The following is a 15956-nucleotide window of genomic DNA, read 5'->3' on the forward strand; positions in this document are numbered from 1 at the left end:
AGCCGGGGCGCCAAAGCTCCGAGGTCATTGGCCCGATTTCACCCCAACCCTTCGGGCAAGTGCCTTGCCGGGCGGTCTGCGGCGTTGCGGTGCTTGCCAATAGCACGGGCTATTGGCTGCGCCCCGCGCCTCGCATCCCATCCCGGCAAGGCACTTGTTGTGCGACCCCGAAAAGATCTTGAACAGGCTCTTACAACTTGTCCAGCGCCACGGCGGGCGACCAGTCACTGCCAGCGGGCAAGGCGCGCGCCACTTCCACGCGTTCCTGCAGGCGCAGCGCCGCCGCATCATCGGGCACGCGCGCCAGCACCTGCGCAAGGTAGCCCTTGGCGCGCTCCCAGTCGCGCGCTTGGAAGGCGTCCAGCGCAGCCAGGCTGGCATCGCGCACCGCGACATCGTCGCAAGGCGTGAACACGCGCACCGGCTCGGTCTTGCCCTTGACGATCACGTCGTCCAGCGCACGCAGCAACACCGTGGGCGGCAGTTGGGCTGCAGTGGCGGCCGACAACAAGATGCCGGTGCCAAACGCCTTGTTGGCCCCCTCCAGCCGGGCGGCGAGGTTCACGGCATCACCAATCGCGGTGTACGAAAAGCGCTGCGCCGAACCCACGTTGCCCACCACCACACGCCCCGTGTGCAGGCCAATGCGCATGTGGATGGGCGGCAGGCCCCGCGCACGCAGGTCGGCCACCAGCACCGCCATGGCCTGCTGCATGGCGACGGCGGCGGCCACGGCGTGTTCGGCGTGCTGCGGATCGTCCAGTGGCGCCCCCCAGAAGGCCATCACCGCGTCGCCAATGAACTTGTCCACCGTACCGCCCGTGGCATGCACGATGGGTGTCATAGCGTTGAAGTACGCGGTGAGCACCTCTACCGTCTGCTCGGCGCTCAGCTGCTCCGACAGGGTGGTGAAGTTGGCCAGGTCGGTGAACATGAGCGTGACCTCGCGCGCCTCGCCGCCCAGGCGCATCAGATCAGGCTGCGCAATGAGGCGCGAGACCACGGCGGGCGGCACGTACTGCGCGAACATCGCCCGCGTCTGGCGCGCGCGCCGGCGCACAAAGGCATAGCCCGCCAGCGCCGCTGCGCCGTAGACCGCCACCGCTGCCGCCGCAGGCAGCAATGGGGGCCACCACAGCTGAAAACGCCCAAACAGCCACCACGAGGCCCCCGCTATTGCCGCCACCAGCGCTGCTGCCAGCGCCGCGGCGCCCGCTGGGTGCAGTCTGCGGTTACCCCACAGCAGCAAAGGCACCAGCAGCACCACGAGCGCCAGCGTCCAGCCGTCCGAAACGCTGCGCAGCCCACCGCCGGTGAGGTAGTTGTCCACCAGCGTGGCCTGGAGCTCCACCCCAGGAAACAGGCGCTCGCCCCCTGCGGTGCCAAACGGTGAATTGAACAGGTCGGCCTGCGACCGCGACAACTCGGTCGCGGTGCGTGCAGACCGCCCCACCAGCACGATCTTGTTCTTGAAAAAACCTGCGGGTAGCAGGCCCGGCTCCAGCGCCTGGTAGTACGAGCGCGTGTCAAACGTGCCGCGCGGGCCCCGGTAGCCGATCCAGTCGAAGTGGCGCAGCACCGGCATCTTGCCGCGCGCCTCGGCCGCGCGCTGCGCCAGCCGCAGGGCAAAACTCTCGCGTGCCACGGGGACGCGGCGCACCACGAAGTCGTCGTCGGGCTCCACCCCCGCATCGCCCGCATCGGCCCCGGCGTCCAGGAACCGCTGCAGGGGCATCACGTCCAGCCACAGTGCAGCGTTGCTGCTGTCGATCTTTTCGCGCGTGGCGGCCAGCACCACGGGGCCGGTCTCTGCGATGGCCTGCGCGAGCGATGCATCCTCGGCCTCGGTAGACGGGTCGGCGAACACGATGTCCAGGCCTATGGCCGCGGCGCCCTCGTCGTGCAAACGCTGCAAAAGCGCTGCATGCACGCTGCGCGGGAAGGGCCAGGTGTGCTGCAGCTCCTGAAACGTGGGTTCGTCAATCGCCAGGATCACCACGGGCAGTGCCGTGCGCTGTGGCGCAGTCCAGGCCGTGAGCACGTCGAAGGTCTTGAACTCCAGCGCGTGCCAGGTACGGCTGAACGTGGCCGCCCCCAGCAGCAGCAACGCCAGCGCGCAAGCTGCCAGCGCATAGAACTGTTGCTGGCGCCGGACCGCTGGCGATGCGGAATCAGAAACGGTAGCGCGCGTCCAGGACATACCGGGTCTTTCTGCGGTCTGACTTTGGCGCCCACAGGTTCAATGCGGCCACGCCCACCACCCAGTGTTTGTCCTGCGATTCCCAGAAGCCCATCAGGTCCACGCCCCAGCCCGGCGCCATGCGCGTGAGGTTTTCCTTGTCTTCAAAACGCTCCGACCGGTACACCGCGCGGCCGCTCAGGTACAGCCGCTGCGGGCTGGCCCAGGTGGCGCCCACCGCCAGCGTGTGGCGCGGGATGTAGGGGATGCGGCCCACGGGCACGTCCGCGTCGTGGCTGCGGCTTTCGCTGCCCTGGTAGAGGTACTTGGCATAGCCCGACCAGCGCCGGCTGAACATGTGGTTGAGGCCCGCGCCCAGGGTTTTGAGCGTGCCGGAGTCGAAGCTGGGCGTGTCTTCCAGCAGGTCGGTGGTCGAGAGGTTGACGAGCTGCGCGTTGCGCATTTCTTCGAGGAACGGCAGGCTGGGCGTGCGCAGGTCCACGCCCACGGTGCCGGGGTTGCGCACGCGCAGGTGGTCCGCGCGCAGGCTCAGGAAGGTGCTCGCACCCAGCTCCAGGCCCACCTGCGCCACGGTGCGCTTGTGGCGGCCGCCGGCCTCGACCAGACGGTCCTCGACGGGAATTCCCGCCGTTTCCACGCTGGTGAGGGTGGAAACGCTGAGTGGCCGCAGCCAGTCCTGGTAGGCCATGCGCACGGTGGTGCCTGCGGCGGGTTGCCACACCATGCCTACGCGGGGGGTGACGACGCGCTCCATCTCTGCGCGGCCAGCAGTTTCTTCGGTAAGTACATCAAGGTTCGCCAAGTAGTAGCTGGTGAGGCCATCGACGCGGTGGCGAATCTGTTGAATCCCCAGTGCGGCATCCAGATTCAACGCAGCGTCCAGCCGCTGGGTGGTCGCCAGAGTAAGGCCGGTGTACCGCCGGTCAATCCGGTTGTAGCCCAGCGCAATCAAATAGTCCGTGTAAAGCCCCACGCCGGGGATGTCGGCCGCCACCACGGTTTCGCCTGCCAACACATTGTTCTGCCGCTCACGCACGTGCTCAAGTGCAAGGCTCCAACGACTGCCCGGTGCCGTGTCCAAAGTGTGGCGCAATTGCAGATCGGTCAACTGTTTGCGTGGTGCAGTGCTGAAGCCCGTCACCGTCACCAAAGGTGGGTCGATATACGCCGTGGGGTAACGCAGATACTCGTTGTTTTCCACACTGCGGCCCAGCTTGATCCATGTCTGCTCCGTCGGCCCCCAGCGGTACGCTAGGCCCAAAGCGCCTTGGCTGTTCGTGTTGTCAATGGACGTCTCAAACAGGTTCTGGCTCCGCATACGGGCCTCGAACTGGTTCACATAGGCAAAGAGATTGATGCGCTCCGTAGGCTGCATGCCAACACCTGCAGTCACGGCGCGCCCGGTCAGATCGCCATAACCGCCCCGCACCGCCGGGGCCTGATTGTTCAGCAGATCAAAAGGCAACTCGCTCACGCTGACCGACTGCGCTTTGAAGAACCAGGAAGTGGGCACATAGCTGTTGTTCATGCCATTGAGCGTGATGGCGGGTGCACGCGACCGTGCATCCTCCTTGTCCAGCGTCACCCCCACCGCCCCATGCGCCCCGGGTTGCTGCAGCAGCGACGAATACCGCTGGCTCGCCCCAAACGCCATCGGGTCTGTGAGGAAACCCTGGAACAGCGCCGAGTTCTTGTTGAACTCGCCTGCATACCGGTCCGCCAGGAACAGGTGGCTCCCGCCCCAGTAGGGATAGAAGCTCTGCTGCGCCAGTTCCAGCGCCCAGTCTTCCATGCCAAAGAAGGCCATGGAGGCGCCCAGGTTGGCGCTGCCTTTCTGGTCGTTGGCGACCTGGTTGAGCGACTTGAGGTAGGGCATGCGTTGCACCGCTGCGCGCGCAGCCTCCACCGCTTCGCCGGGCTGGAACAGGTCGGTGTGGATCTGTGCCAGCAGCATGTAGGGCACGGGGTCCTTGTCGTCCAGGCTGCTGGCCTGGCGCAGCGTGGCCAGCGCATCCTGGTGGCGGCCCAATTGGTAGTACGCCACGGCCGTCCAGGTCTTGGCGCGGGCGTAGCGGGGCTCCATCACGCCCGCGCGCAAAAAGGCATCCAGCGCGGCCTGAGGGTCGCCCTGCTTGAGGTGCAGCAGCCCCTGGCCGGTGAGTGCCACGTAGTCCGCCGGGTTGTCGCCCAAAGCGGTGGCAAAGGCCTGGCCCGCCTCGGTGAACTGGTTGGTGAAGGTTTCCAGCGTGCCCAGCTCGCCCCAGGCGCCGGGACTTTGGGGCGACAGCGCCAGCGCCTGCTGCAGATTGGCGCGGGCGGGGCGGGCGTCTTCGCGTTCGGTGTGGGCACTGCCCAGGCCCTGCCAGCCCCGGGCGTCTTGCGGCGCGAGCTGCGTGGCCTCGGTGTATGCACTCAGCGTGCCGGGGGCATCTCCCCGGCGGCGGGCCAATTCAGCCCGCACCATCGCAAGCTCTGCATGCGCTGTGCCCTGTGCCGGGGCCAGCGTGGCGGTGGCCTCGTCCACGCGGTCGCTCAGCAGTTGCACCCGGGCCAGCTGGGCCACCAGGGCCGGGTGCGCGGGCCAGCGCTGCAGGGCGGTGCGCAGCGTGGTGGCCGCAGCGGCCGCGTCGCCTTCCATGAGCAACACGTCCGACTGCATGAGCCAGACCGGCAGCGGGGCGGCCGGCGTGGCCGCTTGGCGGGCCAGCTGTTCGCGCGCAGCGAGGACATCGCCCGCCTGCAGTGCGATGGCAGTCTCCATCACGGCCACCCAGGGTGCGGGTGCGCTGCCGTTTGCTTTCGCCTGCGCCAGCGCGGCACGCGCGGCGGGCAGATCGCGGGCCACCAGCGCGGCGCGCACCGGGGCCAGCGCTTCGGGCACGGGTTCAGCAGAAAGGTGCGGCAGCGGGTCGGCGCGCAGGGCGTTCACCCACTGGATGCGGTCGCGCGGCTGGCTCAGCACCAGCTTGACCGGGGCCTTGCCCACCTCGGCATAGGCAGCCTCGTTGGCGCCCACCGACACCTGCCCCTGCGCATTGGAGAACTCCACCGTGCCCGACAGCACGGTCAGCAAGGTGCGGCCGTCGTCCTCCACGCTGATGTCCCAGTCGGTGCCCCGGATCGCCGCCGTGGCGGCCGGGGTTTCCAGGTTCAGCCGCGAGCCATCGGCGCGGCGCGTCTGCGTCCAGGCCCGGCCCGCGTTGAGCAGCAGCGTGGTCACCGGCTGGGCGGGTGTGGCCACGCCCTTGACCTGCAGCACCGTGTTCTGGTGCAGGCGCAGCTGGGTGTCGTCGGCAAACAGCAGGGCCATCCGCGCGGCTTGCCGGGTGCGCACGAAATCGCCCGTGGCCAGGGCCTGGGCCGGGCGAGCGGGCTGCCAGTCGGCTGCAGCGGCGGCACGCTGGTCGCCCGTGCCCTGCAGGCTGACGATCTCGGCGGCAGCACCTGCGGGCACAGCGGCCTGGGCCAGCAGCGGCCAGGCCAGGGCGGTCAACGTGGCCAGCGCCGTGAGCGCGGGCAGGCAATGCTTCTTGTGGGACATGTCGTGGGCTTTCGGGGAAGGCTGGAGGGGCACCACCTGGCGCAGCCTCCCTGGCGCCCGGCGAGCAGAAATTATGGCCAGCCCACCGCCCCAACCGGCCTCTTGCGAGACACCGCACGGTTGCATTTTCATGAAGAAAGCCACATTTCGTAGCATTGCGTCGCCGGCGACAGCGCCAGCGCAGCCCCGCACGGCCCCTTCCTACAGACGCGGCGCGGGTGCGGTGCTACAAATTGGTAACCCAAGATTGCATTGATCACACGCCCCGCGCGTGTTGCCTGGAGCCTCCAAACATGCCCGCCGCCCGCCGCCTCAAGATTGGTCTGTCTGCCTGCTTTCAACACGCCGACCCCGCCCGCCCGCTGTTCAAGGGCAAAACCCTGCAGTACGTCGAACAGTCCATTGCCCACTGGCTCATGTCGGCCGGGGCCATGGTGGTCATGGTGCCCTGCCCCACTGGCGAGACGGCACGCGGCGACGTGACGCTCGACCACTATGCCGAGTGGCTGGACGGCATCGTCATGCACGGTGGCGCCGATGTGTGGCCGGGCAACTATGGCGAGGAGCCCCTGCGCGAAGAGTGGGTGGGCGACCGCGTGCGCGACCTGTACGACCTGGCGGTCGTCAAGGCGTTTGCCCAGGTCGGAAAACCCATCTTCGGCGTGTGCCGGGGCCTACAGCTCATCAACGTGGCCTTTGGCGGCGCGCTGTACCAGGACATCGAGACCCAGCACCCCGGTGCGCAGCAACACCGCAACGCCAGCACGTACGACCAGCACTTTCACGACATCCACATCGTGCCCGACTCGCACCTGGCCAAGTTGTATCCGGACACACCACGTGCACGCGTCAACAGCATCCACCACCAGGGCATCAAGCGGGTAGCGCCGGACTTTGTCGTCGAAGCGCTGAGTGAGCCCGACGGCGTGCCTGAAGCGATCCGCCTGCAACCGGCACCGGGGCGTGGCTACATCGCCGCCACGCAGTGGCACCCCGAGTTTCACAAGGTCGGCTCGGACACGCTGGACGACACCGCCATCCTGGAGGATTTTCTGTCTGCCTGCGAGCTGGCCAAGGCCAGCCCACGGACGGTAGCCCATCCCTCGCCGCCCCTGCGTGAACGGGCGTCGCGGCTGCTGCGGCGGGCGCTGGCAAAGCGGGCCTAGCCCCCCTTCCCCATGGCAGGCCCGACCACCGCCTGTATCTGCCCGCGCAGCCAGCGGTGTGCCGCGTCTTGCTGGTAGCGCATGTGCCAGATCAGGTACATGGGCAGGCTGGGGCAGGCCACCGGTACGGGCACACCTGCCAGCGCGGCCAATGCGGTGCGCCCCATCAATGACGGCGCCGTGGTGAGCAGCAAAGTGCCCCGCACAAACGCGGGCAGTGCAGCGAAGCCCGGCACACGCACCACCACCTGGCGGTGCACACCGCGCGCGTCGAGCTGACGGTCCAGGTCCAGCCCCCGGCGCGCCTCATAGGCCACAGTGGCGTGGTCGGCCGCCAGGTAGTCCGCCTCTGAAGTCGGGGCGTTGCGCACCGCAGGGTCGTAGAACACGCGGTACTGGTCTTCAAACAAGCGCTTTTGCACGACGTCGGTCCCCTCGGGTGGGCGAGGGCTGATGACGAGCTGGCACGCGTCGGACCGCAGCAGCTCGGCGCTGGGCGCGCCGCTGGGCACGATGCGCAGCGTGACGCCCGGTGCAGCGCTGCGCAGGCGCACGGCCAGCGCGGGCAAAAGCAGGTCGCGCTGAAAGTCGTTGGCGGCGATGGTCAGCTCGGTCTGCCAGGCGCGCGGGTCAAAGTCGGCCCCTTGGGCAAACAACTGCATCTGGTGCAGCATGTCGCGCGCGGGCTGGGCCAGCGCCTCGGCGCGTGCGGTGGGCACAATGCCGCGCCCGCGCTTCACAAACAGCGGGTCGCCGGTGATGGCGCGCAGCTTGTCGAGCAGGTGGCTCACGGCCGACTGGGTGACGCCCAGGCGCTCGGCCGCCGCCGTGATGCTGCCCGTCTCCAGCACCGCCAGCAGCAGCTTCAGCAGGTGCCCGTCCAGCTGTGATCCATCGAATTTGCTCATGCATTCGATGATCTTGGGCCCCTTCATCTTTGGCAATGCCGTCGCGACACTGCGGGCTGACCTACATCAAGCCCCGGAGACTTCCATGCCTTCCCGCAACCCCCCGATCCCCGGCACCACGCCGTTCGATGGCGACCAGGCCCGCAAGGGTTATGCGCTGAACAAGATGTGCTTTTCGTTCAACAACGAGGCCAACCGCAAGGCCTTTGTGTCCGACGAAGAGGCGTACATGAAGCAGTACGGCCTGAACGAGCAGCAGGCTGCCGCCATCCGCGCCAAGAACGTGCTGCAGCTGATTGCCGCAGGCGGCAACGCCTACTACCTGGCCAAGTTTGCAGGCATCTTCAAGCTGGACATGCAGGACATCGGCGCGCAGCAGACGGGCATGACCAAAGACGAATTCAAGGCCATGCTCGTGGCCGCAGGCAAATAAGGAGACAAACCCATGGCACAACTCATCGGCGGCCTCGGCACCTCGCACATCCCGGCCATTGGCAACGCCATCCACAAGGGCCTGCAGAACGATCCGTACTGGAAGCCCTTCTTCGACGGCTTTCCGCCCATCCGCCGGTGGCTGGGCGAGAAGAAGCCGGACGTGGTCGTGATGTTCTACAACGACCACGGCCTGAACTTTTTTCTCGACAAGATGCCCACCTTTGCCGTGGGCGCGGCGGCCGAATACAACAACGCCGACGAAGGCTGGGGCATCCCCACGTTGCCGCCCTTCCCGGGCGAGGTGGACCTGTCGTGGCACCTCATCAACACGCTGGTCGAGCAGGAGTTTGACGTGACCACCTGCCAGGAGATGCTGGTGGACCACGCCTGCACGCTGCCGCTCAAGCTCTTCTGGCCCGAAGGCGATTGCCCCGTGACGGTGGTGCCGGTGTGCATCAACACCGTGCAGTTCCCGCTGCCCTCGGCCAAGCGCTGTTACGCCCTGGGCAAGGCCGTGGGCCAGGCGATCCAGAGCTGGGACAGCGACAAGAAGGTGGCGGTGATCGCCTCGGGCGGGCTGAGTCACCAGCTCGACGGCGAGCGCGCGGGCTTCATCAACAAGGCGTTTGACCTGCAGTTCATCGAAAGCCTGACCACCAACCCCGAATGGGCCACGCAGTTCAGCGTGCACGAGCTGGTGGAAAAGACCGGCACCCAGGGCGTGGAGCTGCTGATGTGGCTGGCCATGCGGGGCGCCTTGGCCACTGCGAGTGCGGGCGTGCGCCGGGTGCACAGCAACTACCACATCCCGATCTCGAACACCGCCACGGCGGTGATGGCGCTGGAGGCGGTGTAGCGCAGATCGCTGCGTCCATTGCCCTTCAGCGCCGTGCGGGCTGGTGCAGCCCAAAGCGGACTCCACCGGGGTCGGTGCACATCAGAAACACGCCAAAACCGGGCTCCTCCGGGCCCGGTGGCTGCACGGTCCCGCCCAGCGCCCGCACACGCTGGGCCGCCTGCGCCGCATCGGCCACTTCAAAGAACGGGGTGATGGACTGCGCAGGGTCTGCGCCGTGCAGGCCGACTTTCATGCCTCCATTCACAAACCAGCCCTCACCCTCCTTCTCCGTGGGCTCAAAAGTCCACTGAAAGAATTGGCTGAAGAACTGCTGCGAAACCCGGGCGTTGTCGGCCCCGATTTCGAGGAATGAGACGTTGGCGTGCATCTAAAGCTCCCTTGAGGAAAACATGGCAAGTGCGCCAGTCTGGGCGCCTTGTGCCCGCACGTCTTGAAGAAAAATGACCTGGTGCCGGGTGGCTCGCAGATCGTCAGCCCCTAGACTCAGCCGTCTCCACAGACTCCACCAAACTGGCGGGCTTGCCCGGCACATCGGCAAAACCCGCGCGCTGGTAGGCCGCTGGCGAGCAACCCGCAAAGTGCCGGAACTCCCGGCTCAGGTGGCTCTGGTCGGCAAATCCACAGCGGGCGGCCAAGTCCGCCAGGTCGGTTTGCCCTTCGGGGCCAGTGACCCCCTCCAGGGCCTGGTGGGCAGCCCCAAACCGCAATCGCCGCGCCAGGCGCTTGGGCGTGTCCCCCAGCTGGTGGCAGGACTGCAGTGCCAGGTGCCGCTCGCTCCAGCCCACGGCGCGGCACAGGGCCGACACGGGCAGGTTGCCTCGTTGCGCGCTCAGCATCTCCCAGGCCTGCCGCACCGGCGCCTGCACCGTGTGGCGCGACCGGGCCAGCATCCCCTGCAGGCACTGCTGTACCAAGGCAAAGCGCGCGGGCCAATCCGGCGCATGGTGCAACTGCTCGGACAGCTGCGTGGCCGCGCTGCCCCACACATCGGCCAGTGCAACCACCGAACACGAGAGCACGTCCGGGCTGCCGTGGAATAGCTGAAAGCCCAGCCAGGGCGCCAGCGTGACCTCCACGCAAGACTGCGTGCCCCGATGCTCGGTCACCACCGGCCCGCCACCGAGCCCCACCACCAGGGATTGGTAGGGCTGCAGGGTGCCAGCGGGCAGCCTGACTCCATACGCCGCATGCCAGCCGATGATCAGCTTGATGTCCGCATGCGCGACCTCCAGGCGGCGCACGGGGTGAGGCAGGCATTCTTCAAAGCCCCACATCGCACAGGCGGTGGCGGGCTGCCCCGGCAAGCCGGGGCCCGGTATGGCCCGGCTTGAGGCAATGGGCGGTGGCATGGGGTTCCTCCTGTCGGTCCGTGGATGGTGCCGACGGGCTACCTTACACCGCTTGGCAGCGTGCTGGCCACGGCGGTGCAGACACAGGAAGCGGCGCAGCCAACAGGTTTTAAGCCATTTTGGCCCTTAGCGCTTTACCCATCTACGCCAGAAGCTACTTTTTTGATAGCACGAAAATCCCTTGGGCTGGCTGAAGATGGAGAAATACTGTAAATTCATACAGTGAATTTGCAATCCAAACTCGCCATCCTGGCCGACGCCGCCAAGTACGACGCATCTTGTGCATCCAGCGGTGCTGCGCCGCGCAACTCGGTGGGCGGGCGCGGCATGGGGTCCACCGAAGGCATGGGCATCTGCCACAGCTACGCGCCGGACGGGCGCTGCATCTCGCTGCTCAAGATTCTGCTCACCAACTTCTGCCAGTACGACTGCCTGTACTGCGTGAACCGGGAGACCAGCAACGTGCCCCGGGCGCGCTTCACGGTCGATGAAGTGGTGCAGCTCACGCTCGACTTCTACCGCCGCAATTGCATCGAGGGCTTGTTCCTGTCCAGCGGCATCATCCAGAGCCCCGACTACACCATGGAGCAGGTGGTGGAGGTGGCCCGCGTGCTGCGCGAGGAGCACGACTTTCGCGGCTACATCCACTTGAAGACCATCCCCGATGCAGCGCCGGAGCTGATGGAGCGCGCAGGCCGCTATGCGGATCGCCTGTCCATCAACATCGAGCTGCCCACGGCCGAAGGCCTCACGGCCCTGGCGCCAGAAAAAGACAGCGCCGCGATTGACCGATCCATGGCCCGCATGGCGGTGCACATTGGCGAATCGCGCGCCGCGCGCAAGGAGCAGGCCGCGCAAACCATCGTGTCGATGCCGCAATCGCGCACCACGCGCCGGGCCAGCGTGCCGCACTTTGCGCCCGGCGGGCAAAGCACGCAGATGATCGTGGGGGCGGATGCGACCAACGACCGCACCATCCTCGCCACCAGCGCGCGGCTGTATGGCGTGCACCGGCTGCGGCGCGTGTACTACTCGGCTTTCAGCCCCATCCCCGACGCGGCCCGCGCCCTGCCGCTGGCCGCGCCACCCACGGTGCGCGAGCACCGGCTCTACCAGGCCGATTGGCTGATGCGCTTTTACGGTTTCACCCACGACGAGATCGTGCCGCCCAGCCAAGGCGCCCCAGGAGGTCAGGTGGGCATGCTGGCGCTGGACATGGACCCCAAGCTGGCCTGGGCGCTGGCGCACCGCGAGCGCTTTCCGGTCAACCTCAACACCGCCCCGCGCGAACTGCTGCTGCGCGTGCCCGGGTTTGGTGTGCAGACGGTGGACCGCCTGCTGGCCGCGCGCCGCGTGCGCCGCCTGCGGCATGCAGACCTGGCGCGGCTGCATGTGCCGCTGAAGAAAGTGCTGCCCTTTGTGGAGGCGGCCGACTACCGCCCCGGCCGTGCGCTGGACGCTGCCGACCTCGCCGCGCAGTTGACGCCGCCGCCGGTGCAGCGCAGCCTGTTCTGAGCTAGAGAGGCCCGCATGCAGCGCCACACCATCACGCTGGACCACGCCACCGACTGGCCCGGTTTTCGCCAAGCGGCACGCGCCCTGGTGCAAGCCAACGTGCCTCCGCAGGCTGTGGACTGGCGCTGCCAGGCGGATGCCGCTGAAGACCTGTTCGCGCCCGAGCCTGTAGCCAGCCACACCTTGCCCAGCCCAGCCCCCGATGCGCCGCCGCTGCGCGTACCGCCCGACTTTGTGCACCTGTGCGAGCAACTCATCCTGCACCGCGACCCGGCCCGCTTCCCGCTGATGTACCGCCTGCTGTGGCGAATGGCGCAGGGCGGCCATGAAGCCGACGCCGCGCGGCACGACCCGCTGGACGCGGACCGCATGTTGGCCCACCACATGGTCCGCAGCGTGCTGCGGGACATCCACAAGATGCACGCATTCGTGCGCTTTCGGCCTGTGGTGGAGCCCGATGGCGAGCCACTGCACATGGCCTGGTTCGAGCCCGACCACTACATCGCCGTGGCCAACGCGGGATTCTTCATCCGCCGCTTCACGCAGATGCGCTGGGCCATCCTCACACCCGACGCCAGCGTGCGCTGGGACGGGCAGCATCTGCACACCGGCCCGGGCGCACAGCGCAGCGACGCGCCGCCGCCCGACGCAGGCGAGGCGCTGTGGCTCACCTACTACCGCCACATCTTCAACCCCGCGCGGCTCAAGCTGGGCATGATGAAAAAGGAAATGCCCACGCGCTACTGGCACAACCTGCCCGAGGCGGCGCTCATCACCGAACTGGCACAGACGGCGCACGAGCGCAGCGCGAAGATGGTGGAGGCCGAGGCCACCGTGCCGCGCCGGCGCATCAACCCGGTGGCACAGCGGCCCCGGGACGGCGCAGCGCGTTGAACTGCGCAGCCGCCACCGGTGGCGTCCACCGCCACGGCAACACCCCAGGTCGCCACAGCGCGTTTTGCACCGTGAGCTGCAGCACCCGCTGTGCACCAGGCCAGGGCGCACGCGCCGCATCGTCCCACAGCAGCTCCGCCCGCGCGGCGATGTGCAGCAAGCCACCGCCGTCATAGTCCACCACCAGCAGGCCCGCCAGCGGGTGTTGCGCCAGGTTGCCCAGCGTGTTGAAGAACTGGTTGCCCGGGTAGTCGGGCAGGCGCAGCACCACGCCGTGCGCGGTGTGCTCGGCGTGCACAAAGCCGGGCTCGCCGCCCCGGTGCGACACGTCCACACCTTCGTTGCGCGCACTGCCCGGCTGCGCGGCCGAGGCGCTGGCGATGAACAACGTGTCGGCCTGCTGCACGCGGACCAGAGCCTCGGCATCGAGCGCCGGGCCCAGCACCTGCACAGGCCCCGGCGGGGTGACCGTGGCACGCAGGCCCGGTTCACGGGCCTGGATGTATTTGGGGCAATTGCCAAAGCTCTGCACCACGGCAATCGACAAACCTGCCTCACTGAAGGCGGCCACCTCGCCGTTCATGCGGTTGCGGCGGCGGGTGTGGGGCTCCAGCCCCAGCACGCCCACCGGGGCACCTGGCGACAACCGGTTCAACACGGGGTCGGCGGCGTTGGGCGCGGTGGCGATGTCCATTTGCCGCGCATCCGGCGTCTGCACAAAACCGGGTGGGCCTGCCAGCAGGGTCGCCCAGGGCTGACCTTGTTCATCCAGCGCACCTACCAGCAAGGTGGGCAGTTTCTCGAAAAGCTCCCGGTGCTGGTCGGGCATGTTGTCGCGCAGCACCAAGGGGCCGATGGCGGCCATGCGATCGCGCAGGCCCACGCGCTGCTGCAGCGCCTGCTCGCCCGCGTGGAAGGCGTCGGATGTGGTGGTCACGCTGCCTCCCGCGCGGACGGGGCCAGGGTGTCGGCCAGCGGCACATAGCCGGGCAGCGCCTGCAAGCGCGCCACCCATCCCGCAATGCGCGGGTAGGCCGCCAGCGGGAGCCCCGCGATGTGCGCCTGCGAGGTGTAGCTGACCATGGCGATGTCCGCGAGGCTGGGCTGCTCGCCGCCCAACAGCCACACACGACCCTGCAACTCACCCTCCATGTAGTCCAGCAGGCGCTTACCGGTGGCGAGCGCAGCTTCGCGGTCAGCACCCGGCGGTCGGCCTGACAGCGCTGCGTAGCGGGGTGTGGCAACGCCCGGCACCAGCATGCCTGCTGCCAGGCTGAACCAGCGCTGCAGTTGCGCCTGGCCCCAAGCATCCTGCGGTATCCAGGCGCTGCCCGGTGCATAGCGCTGCGCCAGGTAGACCAGGATGCCGTTGCTGTCGCTGAGGGCCGTGCCTGCGTCCACCAGCACCGGCACCTGGCCCAGCGGGTTGAGCCCCAGGTGCTGCGTGCTGCGATGCTCTCCACGCCGCAGGTCCACGTTGACCAGTTCGTGCGGCAGGCCCAGCAGCGACAGCATCAGCTCCACCCGGTGGCAGTGGCCCGACACGGGCATGCGATAGAGACGAAGGGGTGCGGTGGGTGCCATGGGGAGGTCCTTGTGAGAAGGGTAAACAAAGAAGCCCCGACCTTATCTATTGCACGGCGCGGTGTTAATAGCCATAGTGCAGCTTTCAAAATTGCGCGAACTGAAACAATGGACCACCTCGACACCCTGCGTTGTTTTGTGGCCGTGGCCGATGTTGGCGGCTTTGCGGTCGCGGGGCGGCAACTGGGCTGCTCGGCCGCCGCCGTCACGCGCGCCATTGCTGCGCTGGAGGCCCGGCTCGGTGTGCTGCTGTTTCAGCGCAGCACGCGCATGGTGCGGCTCACCGAAGCAGGCGAGCGCTTTTTGCAGGACTGCCGCCCCCTCTTGAACGACCTGCACGAGGCCGAGCAGGCAGCCAGTGGCGCACAGGCCGAAGCACAGGGCCTGCTGTCCATCACCGCGCCACAGATGTTCGGCATTCAGCATGTGGCGCCTATCGTGCAAGGTTTTCTGCAGGCACAGCCGCGCGTGCAGGTGCGCACGCTGTTCGTCAACCGCCTCGTGCATTTGCTGGACGAGGGCATGGACGTGGCCATCCGCATCGCCCACCTGCCCGATTCAGGGCTGACCGCCGTGCAGGTGGGTGCCTTGCGCCGCCTGGTGGTGGCGTCACCCGCTTATCTGGCGCAGCACGGCAGACCGCGCCACCCCGCTGATCTAAGTACCCATCGGGCCATCGGATTTTCATTTGACGCACGGGCTCCAGCGCCCTGGAAGTTCCGCGACGGCGCAACGGGCCACCCTCAGTTCGCATGGATCAGCAACAGCAACGAGGTGGACATTGCCGCCGCAGAGGCTGGCCTGGGCCTGACCCGTTGCCTGGCCTACCAGGCCGCCGCCAGCTTGCGAACAGGTCGGCTGCGCATCGTGCTGGCCGAGCACGAACTGCCGCCGGTGCCTGTGCACATCGTGTACCCCGCAGGGCGGCGGGCCCCCGCGAAGGTACGGTCCTTTGTGGAATGGGCCCGCGAACGCCTCGCCAAGGAACCGGTTCTGAACGGTCGTGGCCTGGGACGCGGTAACGCCTTGTTGCCAATCACTTCGTGACCTGTCATCGCCGCCTGTCCCCGCGCCGTTGCATACACAAGTCCGACGCTTTGTCGGGCGGTCATCCGATCTGAAAGGATTTCTCATGAACAAGCTCATCGCTGCCCTGCTCGCCGGTTTCTTTGTGTCCGCATCGTTTGCCCAGGCACCTGCTGCCCCTGCAACGCCAGCCACACCCGCAAAGGCTGCAACGCCCGCAGCCCCAGCAACATCGGCAATGCCCGCGACGCCAGCAACCCCGGCCACGCCTGCCACACCAGCCACAAAAGCTGAAGTCAAACCCGCCGTAGCAGCGCCAGCCGCCGCTGCGTCTGCACCCGCAGACAAGAAGGTGGAGAAAAAGGCAAAGGCCAAGAAAACCAATGCCACGGCAGAGAAAAAGGCAGACGCCGCCAAGCCTGAAGCGGCCAAGTAATTCACGAAGCCTTCTTCCGCAAAAAAGCCCGCACTGCGGGCTT

At 67.5% G+C, this 15956-nt stretch carries 14 protein-coding genes; 7 read left to right on the forward strand and 7 right to left on the reverse strand.

Features of this window, described 5'->3' with window-relative positions; translation table 11 throughout:
- Nucleotides 1-190: 190 nt before the first annotated feature.
- Together ARADN35_RS0117440 and ARADN35_RS0117445 are read right to left on the reverse strand one after the other, a co-directional pair.
- Entirely contained in the window at nt 191-2200 is a 2010-nt protein-coding gene (locus tag ARADN35_RS0117440) for a CHASE2 domain-containing protein (RefSeq protein WP_010464370.1), read from the reverse strand.
- The gene (locus tag ARADN35_RS0117445; protein ID WP_010464371.1) at nt 2172-5741 is read right to left on the reverse strand and encodes a TonB-dependent receptor domain-containing protein; all 3570 of its coding nucleotides are present in this window, start codon (nt 5739-5741) and stop codon (nt 2172-2174) included. The genes ARADN35_RS0117440 and ARADN35_RS0117445 overlap by 29 nt, the downstream gene beginning before the upstream one ends.
- A gap of 293 nt (nt 5742-6034) precedes the next feature.
- Here ARADN35_RS0117445 and ARADN35_RS0117450 point away from each other — a divergent pair, with 293 nt between their 5' ends.
- On the forward strand, nt 6035-6907 hold the full coding sequence (locus ARADN35_RS0117450) for a gamma-glutamyl-gamma-aminobutyrate hydrolase family protein (RefSeq protein WP_010464372.1): 873 nt from the start codon (nt 6035-6037) through the stop codon (nt 6905-6907).
- On the opposite strand, the gene ARADN35_RS0117455 is transcribed toward ARADN35_RS0117450, so the two are convergent.
- Nucleotides 6904-7824: a LysR family transcriptional regulator gene (locus ARADN35_RS0117455; protein WP_035197675.1), complete on the reverse strand. Its 921-nt coding sequence runs from the start codon at nt 7822-7824 to the stop codon at nt 6904-6906. The genes ARADN35_RS0117450 and ARADN35_RS0117455 overlap by 4 nt on opposite strands.
- A 76-nt stretch (nt 7825-7900) precedes the next feature.
- On the opposite strand from ARADN35_RS0117455, the gene ARADN35_RS0117460 reads away from it, so the two are divergent.
- Together ARADN35_RS0117460 and ARADN35_RS0117465 are read left to right on the forward strand one after the other, a co-directional pair.
- On the forward strand, nt 7901-8248 hold the full coding sequence (locus ARADN35_RS0117460; protein WP_010464376.1) for a protocatechuate 4,5-dioxygenase subunit alpha: 348 nt from the start codon (nt 7901-7903) through the stop codon (nt 8246-8248).
- 12 nt (nt 8249-8260) lie between these two features.
- Entirely contained in the window at nt 8261-9106 is an 846-nt protein-coding gene (locus ARADN35_RS0117465) for a class III extradiol dioxygenase family protein (RefSeq protein WP_010464378.1), read from the forward strand.
- A 25-nt stretch (nt 9107-9131) separates the two neighbouring features.
- Here the strand turns inward: ARADN35_RS0117465 and ARADN35_RS0117470 are convergent, their stop codons facing one another.
- The gene (locus tag ARADN35_RS0117470; protein WP_010464380.1) at nt 9132-9476 is read right to left on the reverse strand and encodes a VOC family protein; all 345 of its coding nucleotides are present in this window, start codon (nt 9474-9476) and stop codon (nt 9132-9134) included.
- A gap of 103 nt (nt 9477-9579) precedes the next feature.
- Nucleotides 9580-10458 carry a helix-turn-helix domain-containing protein gene (locus ARADN35_RS26535; RefSeq protein WP_010464382.1) on the reverse strand — a complete coding sequence of 293 codons (879 nt, stop codon included), beginning with the start codon at nt 10456-10458 and terminating at the stop codon, nt 9580-9582.
- 222 nt (nt 10459-10680) lie between these two features.
- Between ARADN35_RS26535 and ARADN35_RS0117480 the strand changes: the two genes are divergently transcribed.
- Nucleotides 10681-11973 (forward strand): putative DNA modification/repair radical SAM protein, encoded by a 1293-nt coding sequence (locus tag ARADN35_RS0117480; protein WP_010464384.1) that lies wholly within the window; start codon nt 10681-10683, stop codon nt 11971-11973.
- A 15-nt stretch (nt 11974-11988) separates the two neighbouring features.
- Entirely contained in the window at nt 11989-12867 is an 879-nt protein-coding gene (locus ARADN35_RS0117485; protein WP_010464386.1) for a TIGR03915 family putative DNA repair protein, read from the forward strand.
- Here the strand turns inward: ARADN35_RS0117485 and ARADN35_RS0117490 are convergent.
- Both ARADN35_RS0117490 and ARADN35_RS0117495 read right to left on the reverse strand, forming a co-directional pair.
- Complete coding sequence (locus ARADN35_RS0117490; RefSeq protein WP_010464388.1) at nt 12824-13804, reverse strand: pyridoxamine 5'-phosphate oxidase family protein; 981 nt, start codon at nt 13802-13804, stop codon at nt 12824-12826. The two genes, ARADN35_RS0117485 and ARADN35_RS0117490, sit on opposite strands and share 44 nt — an antisense overlap.
- Nucleotides 13801-14451, reverse strand: a complete 651-nt coding sequence (locus ARADN35_RS0117495) for a glutathione S-transferase family protein (RefSeq protein WP_010464391.1) — start codon at nt 14449-14451, stop codon at nt 13801-13803. The genes ARADN35_RS0117490 and ARADN35_RS0117495 overlap by 4 nt, the downstream gene beginning before the upstream one ends.
- A 108-nt stretch (nt 14452-14559) precedes the next feature.
- Here ARADN35_RS0117495 and ARADN35_RS0117500 point away from each other — a divergent pair, with 108 nt between their 5' ends.
- Nucleotides 14560-15498, forward strand: coding sequence for a LysR family transcriptional regulator (locus ARADN35_RS0117500; protein ID WP_010464393.1), 939 nt, complete (start codon nt 14560-14562; stop codon nt 15496-15498).
- Between the two features lie 85 nt (nt 15499-15583).
- A complete protein-coding gene (locus tag ARADN35_RS0117505) occupies nt 15584-15913 on the forward strand; it encodes a hypothetical protein (protein WP_010464394.1) in 330 nt (109 codons plus the stop codon).
- Nucleotides 15914-15956 lie beyond the last annotated feature (43 nt).

Source organism: Acidovorax radicis N35 (assembly GCF_000204195.1).
Classification (GTDB): Bacteria; Pseudomonadota; Gammaproteobacteria; order Burkholderiales; family Burkholderiaceae_C; genus Acidovorax; species Acidovorax radicis.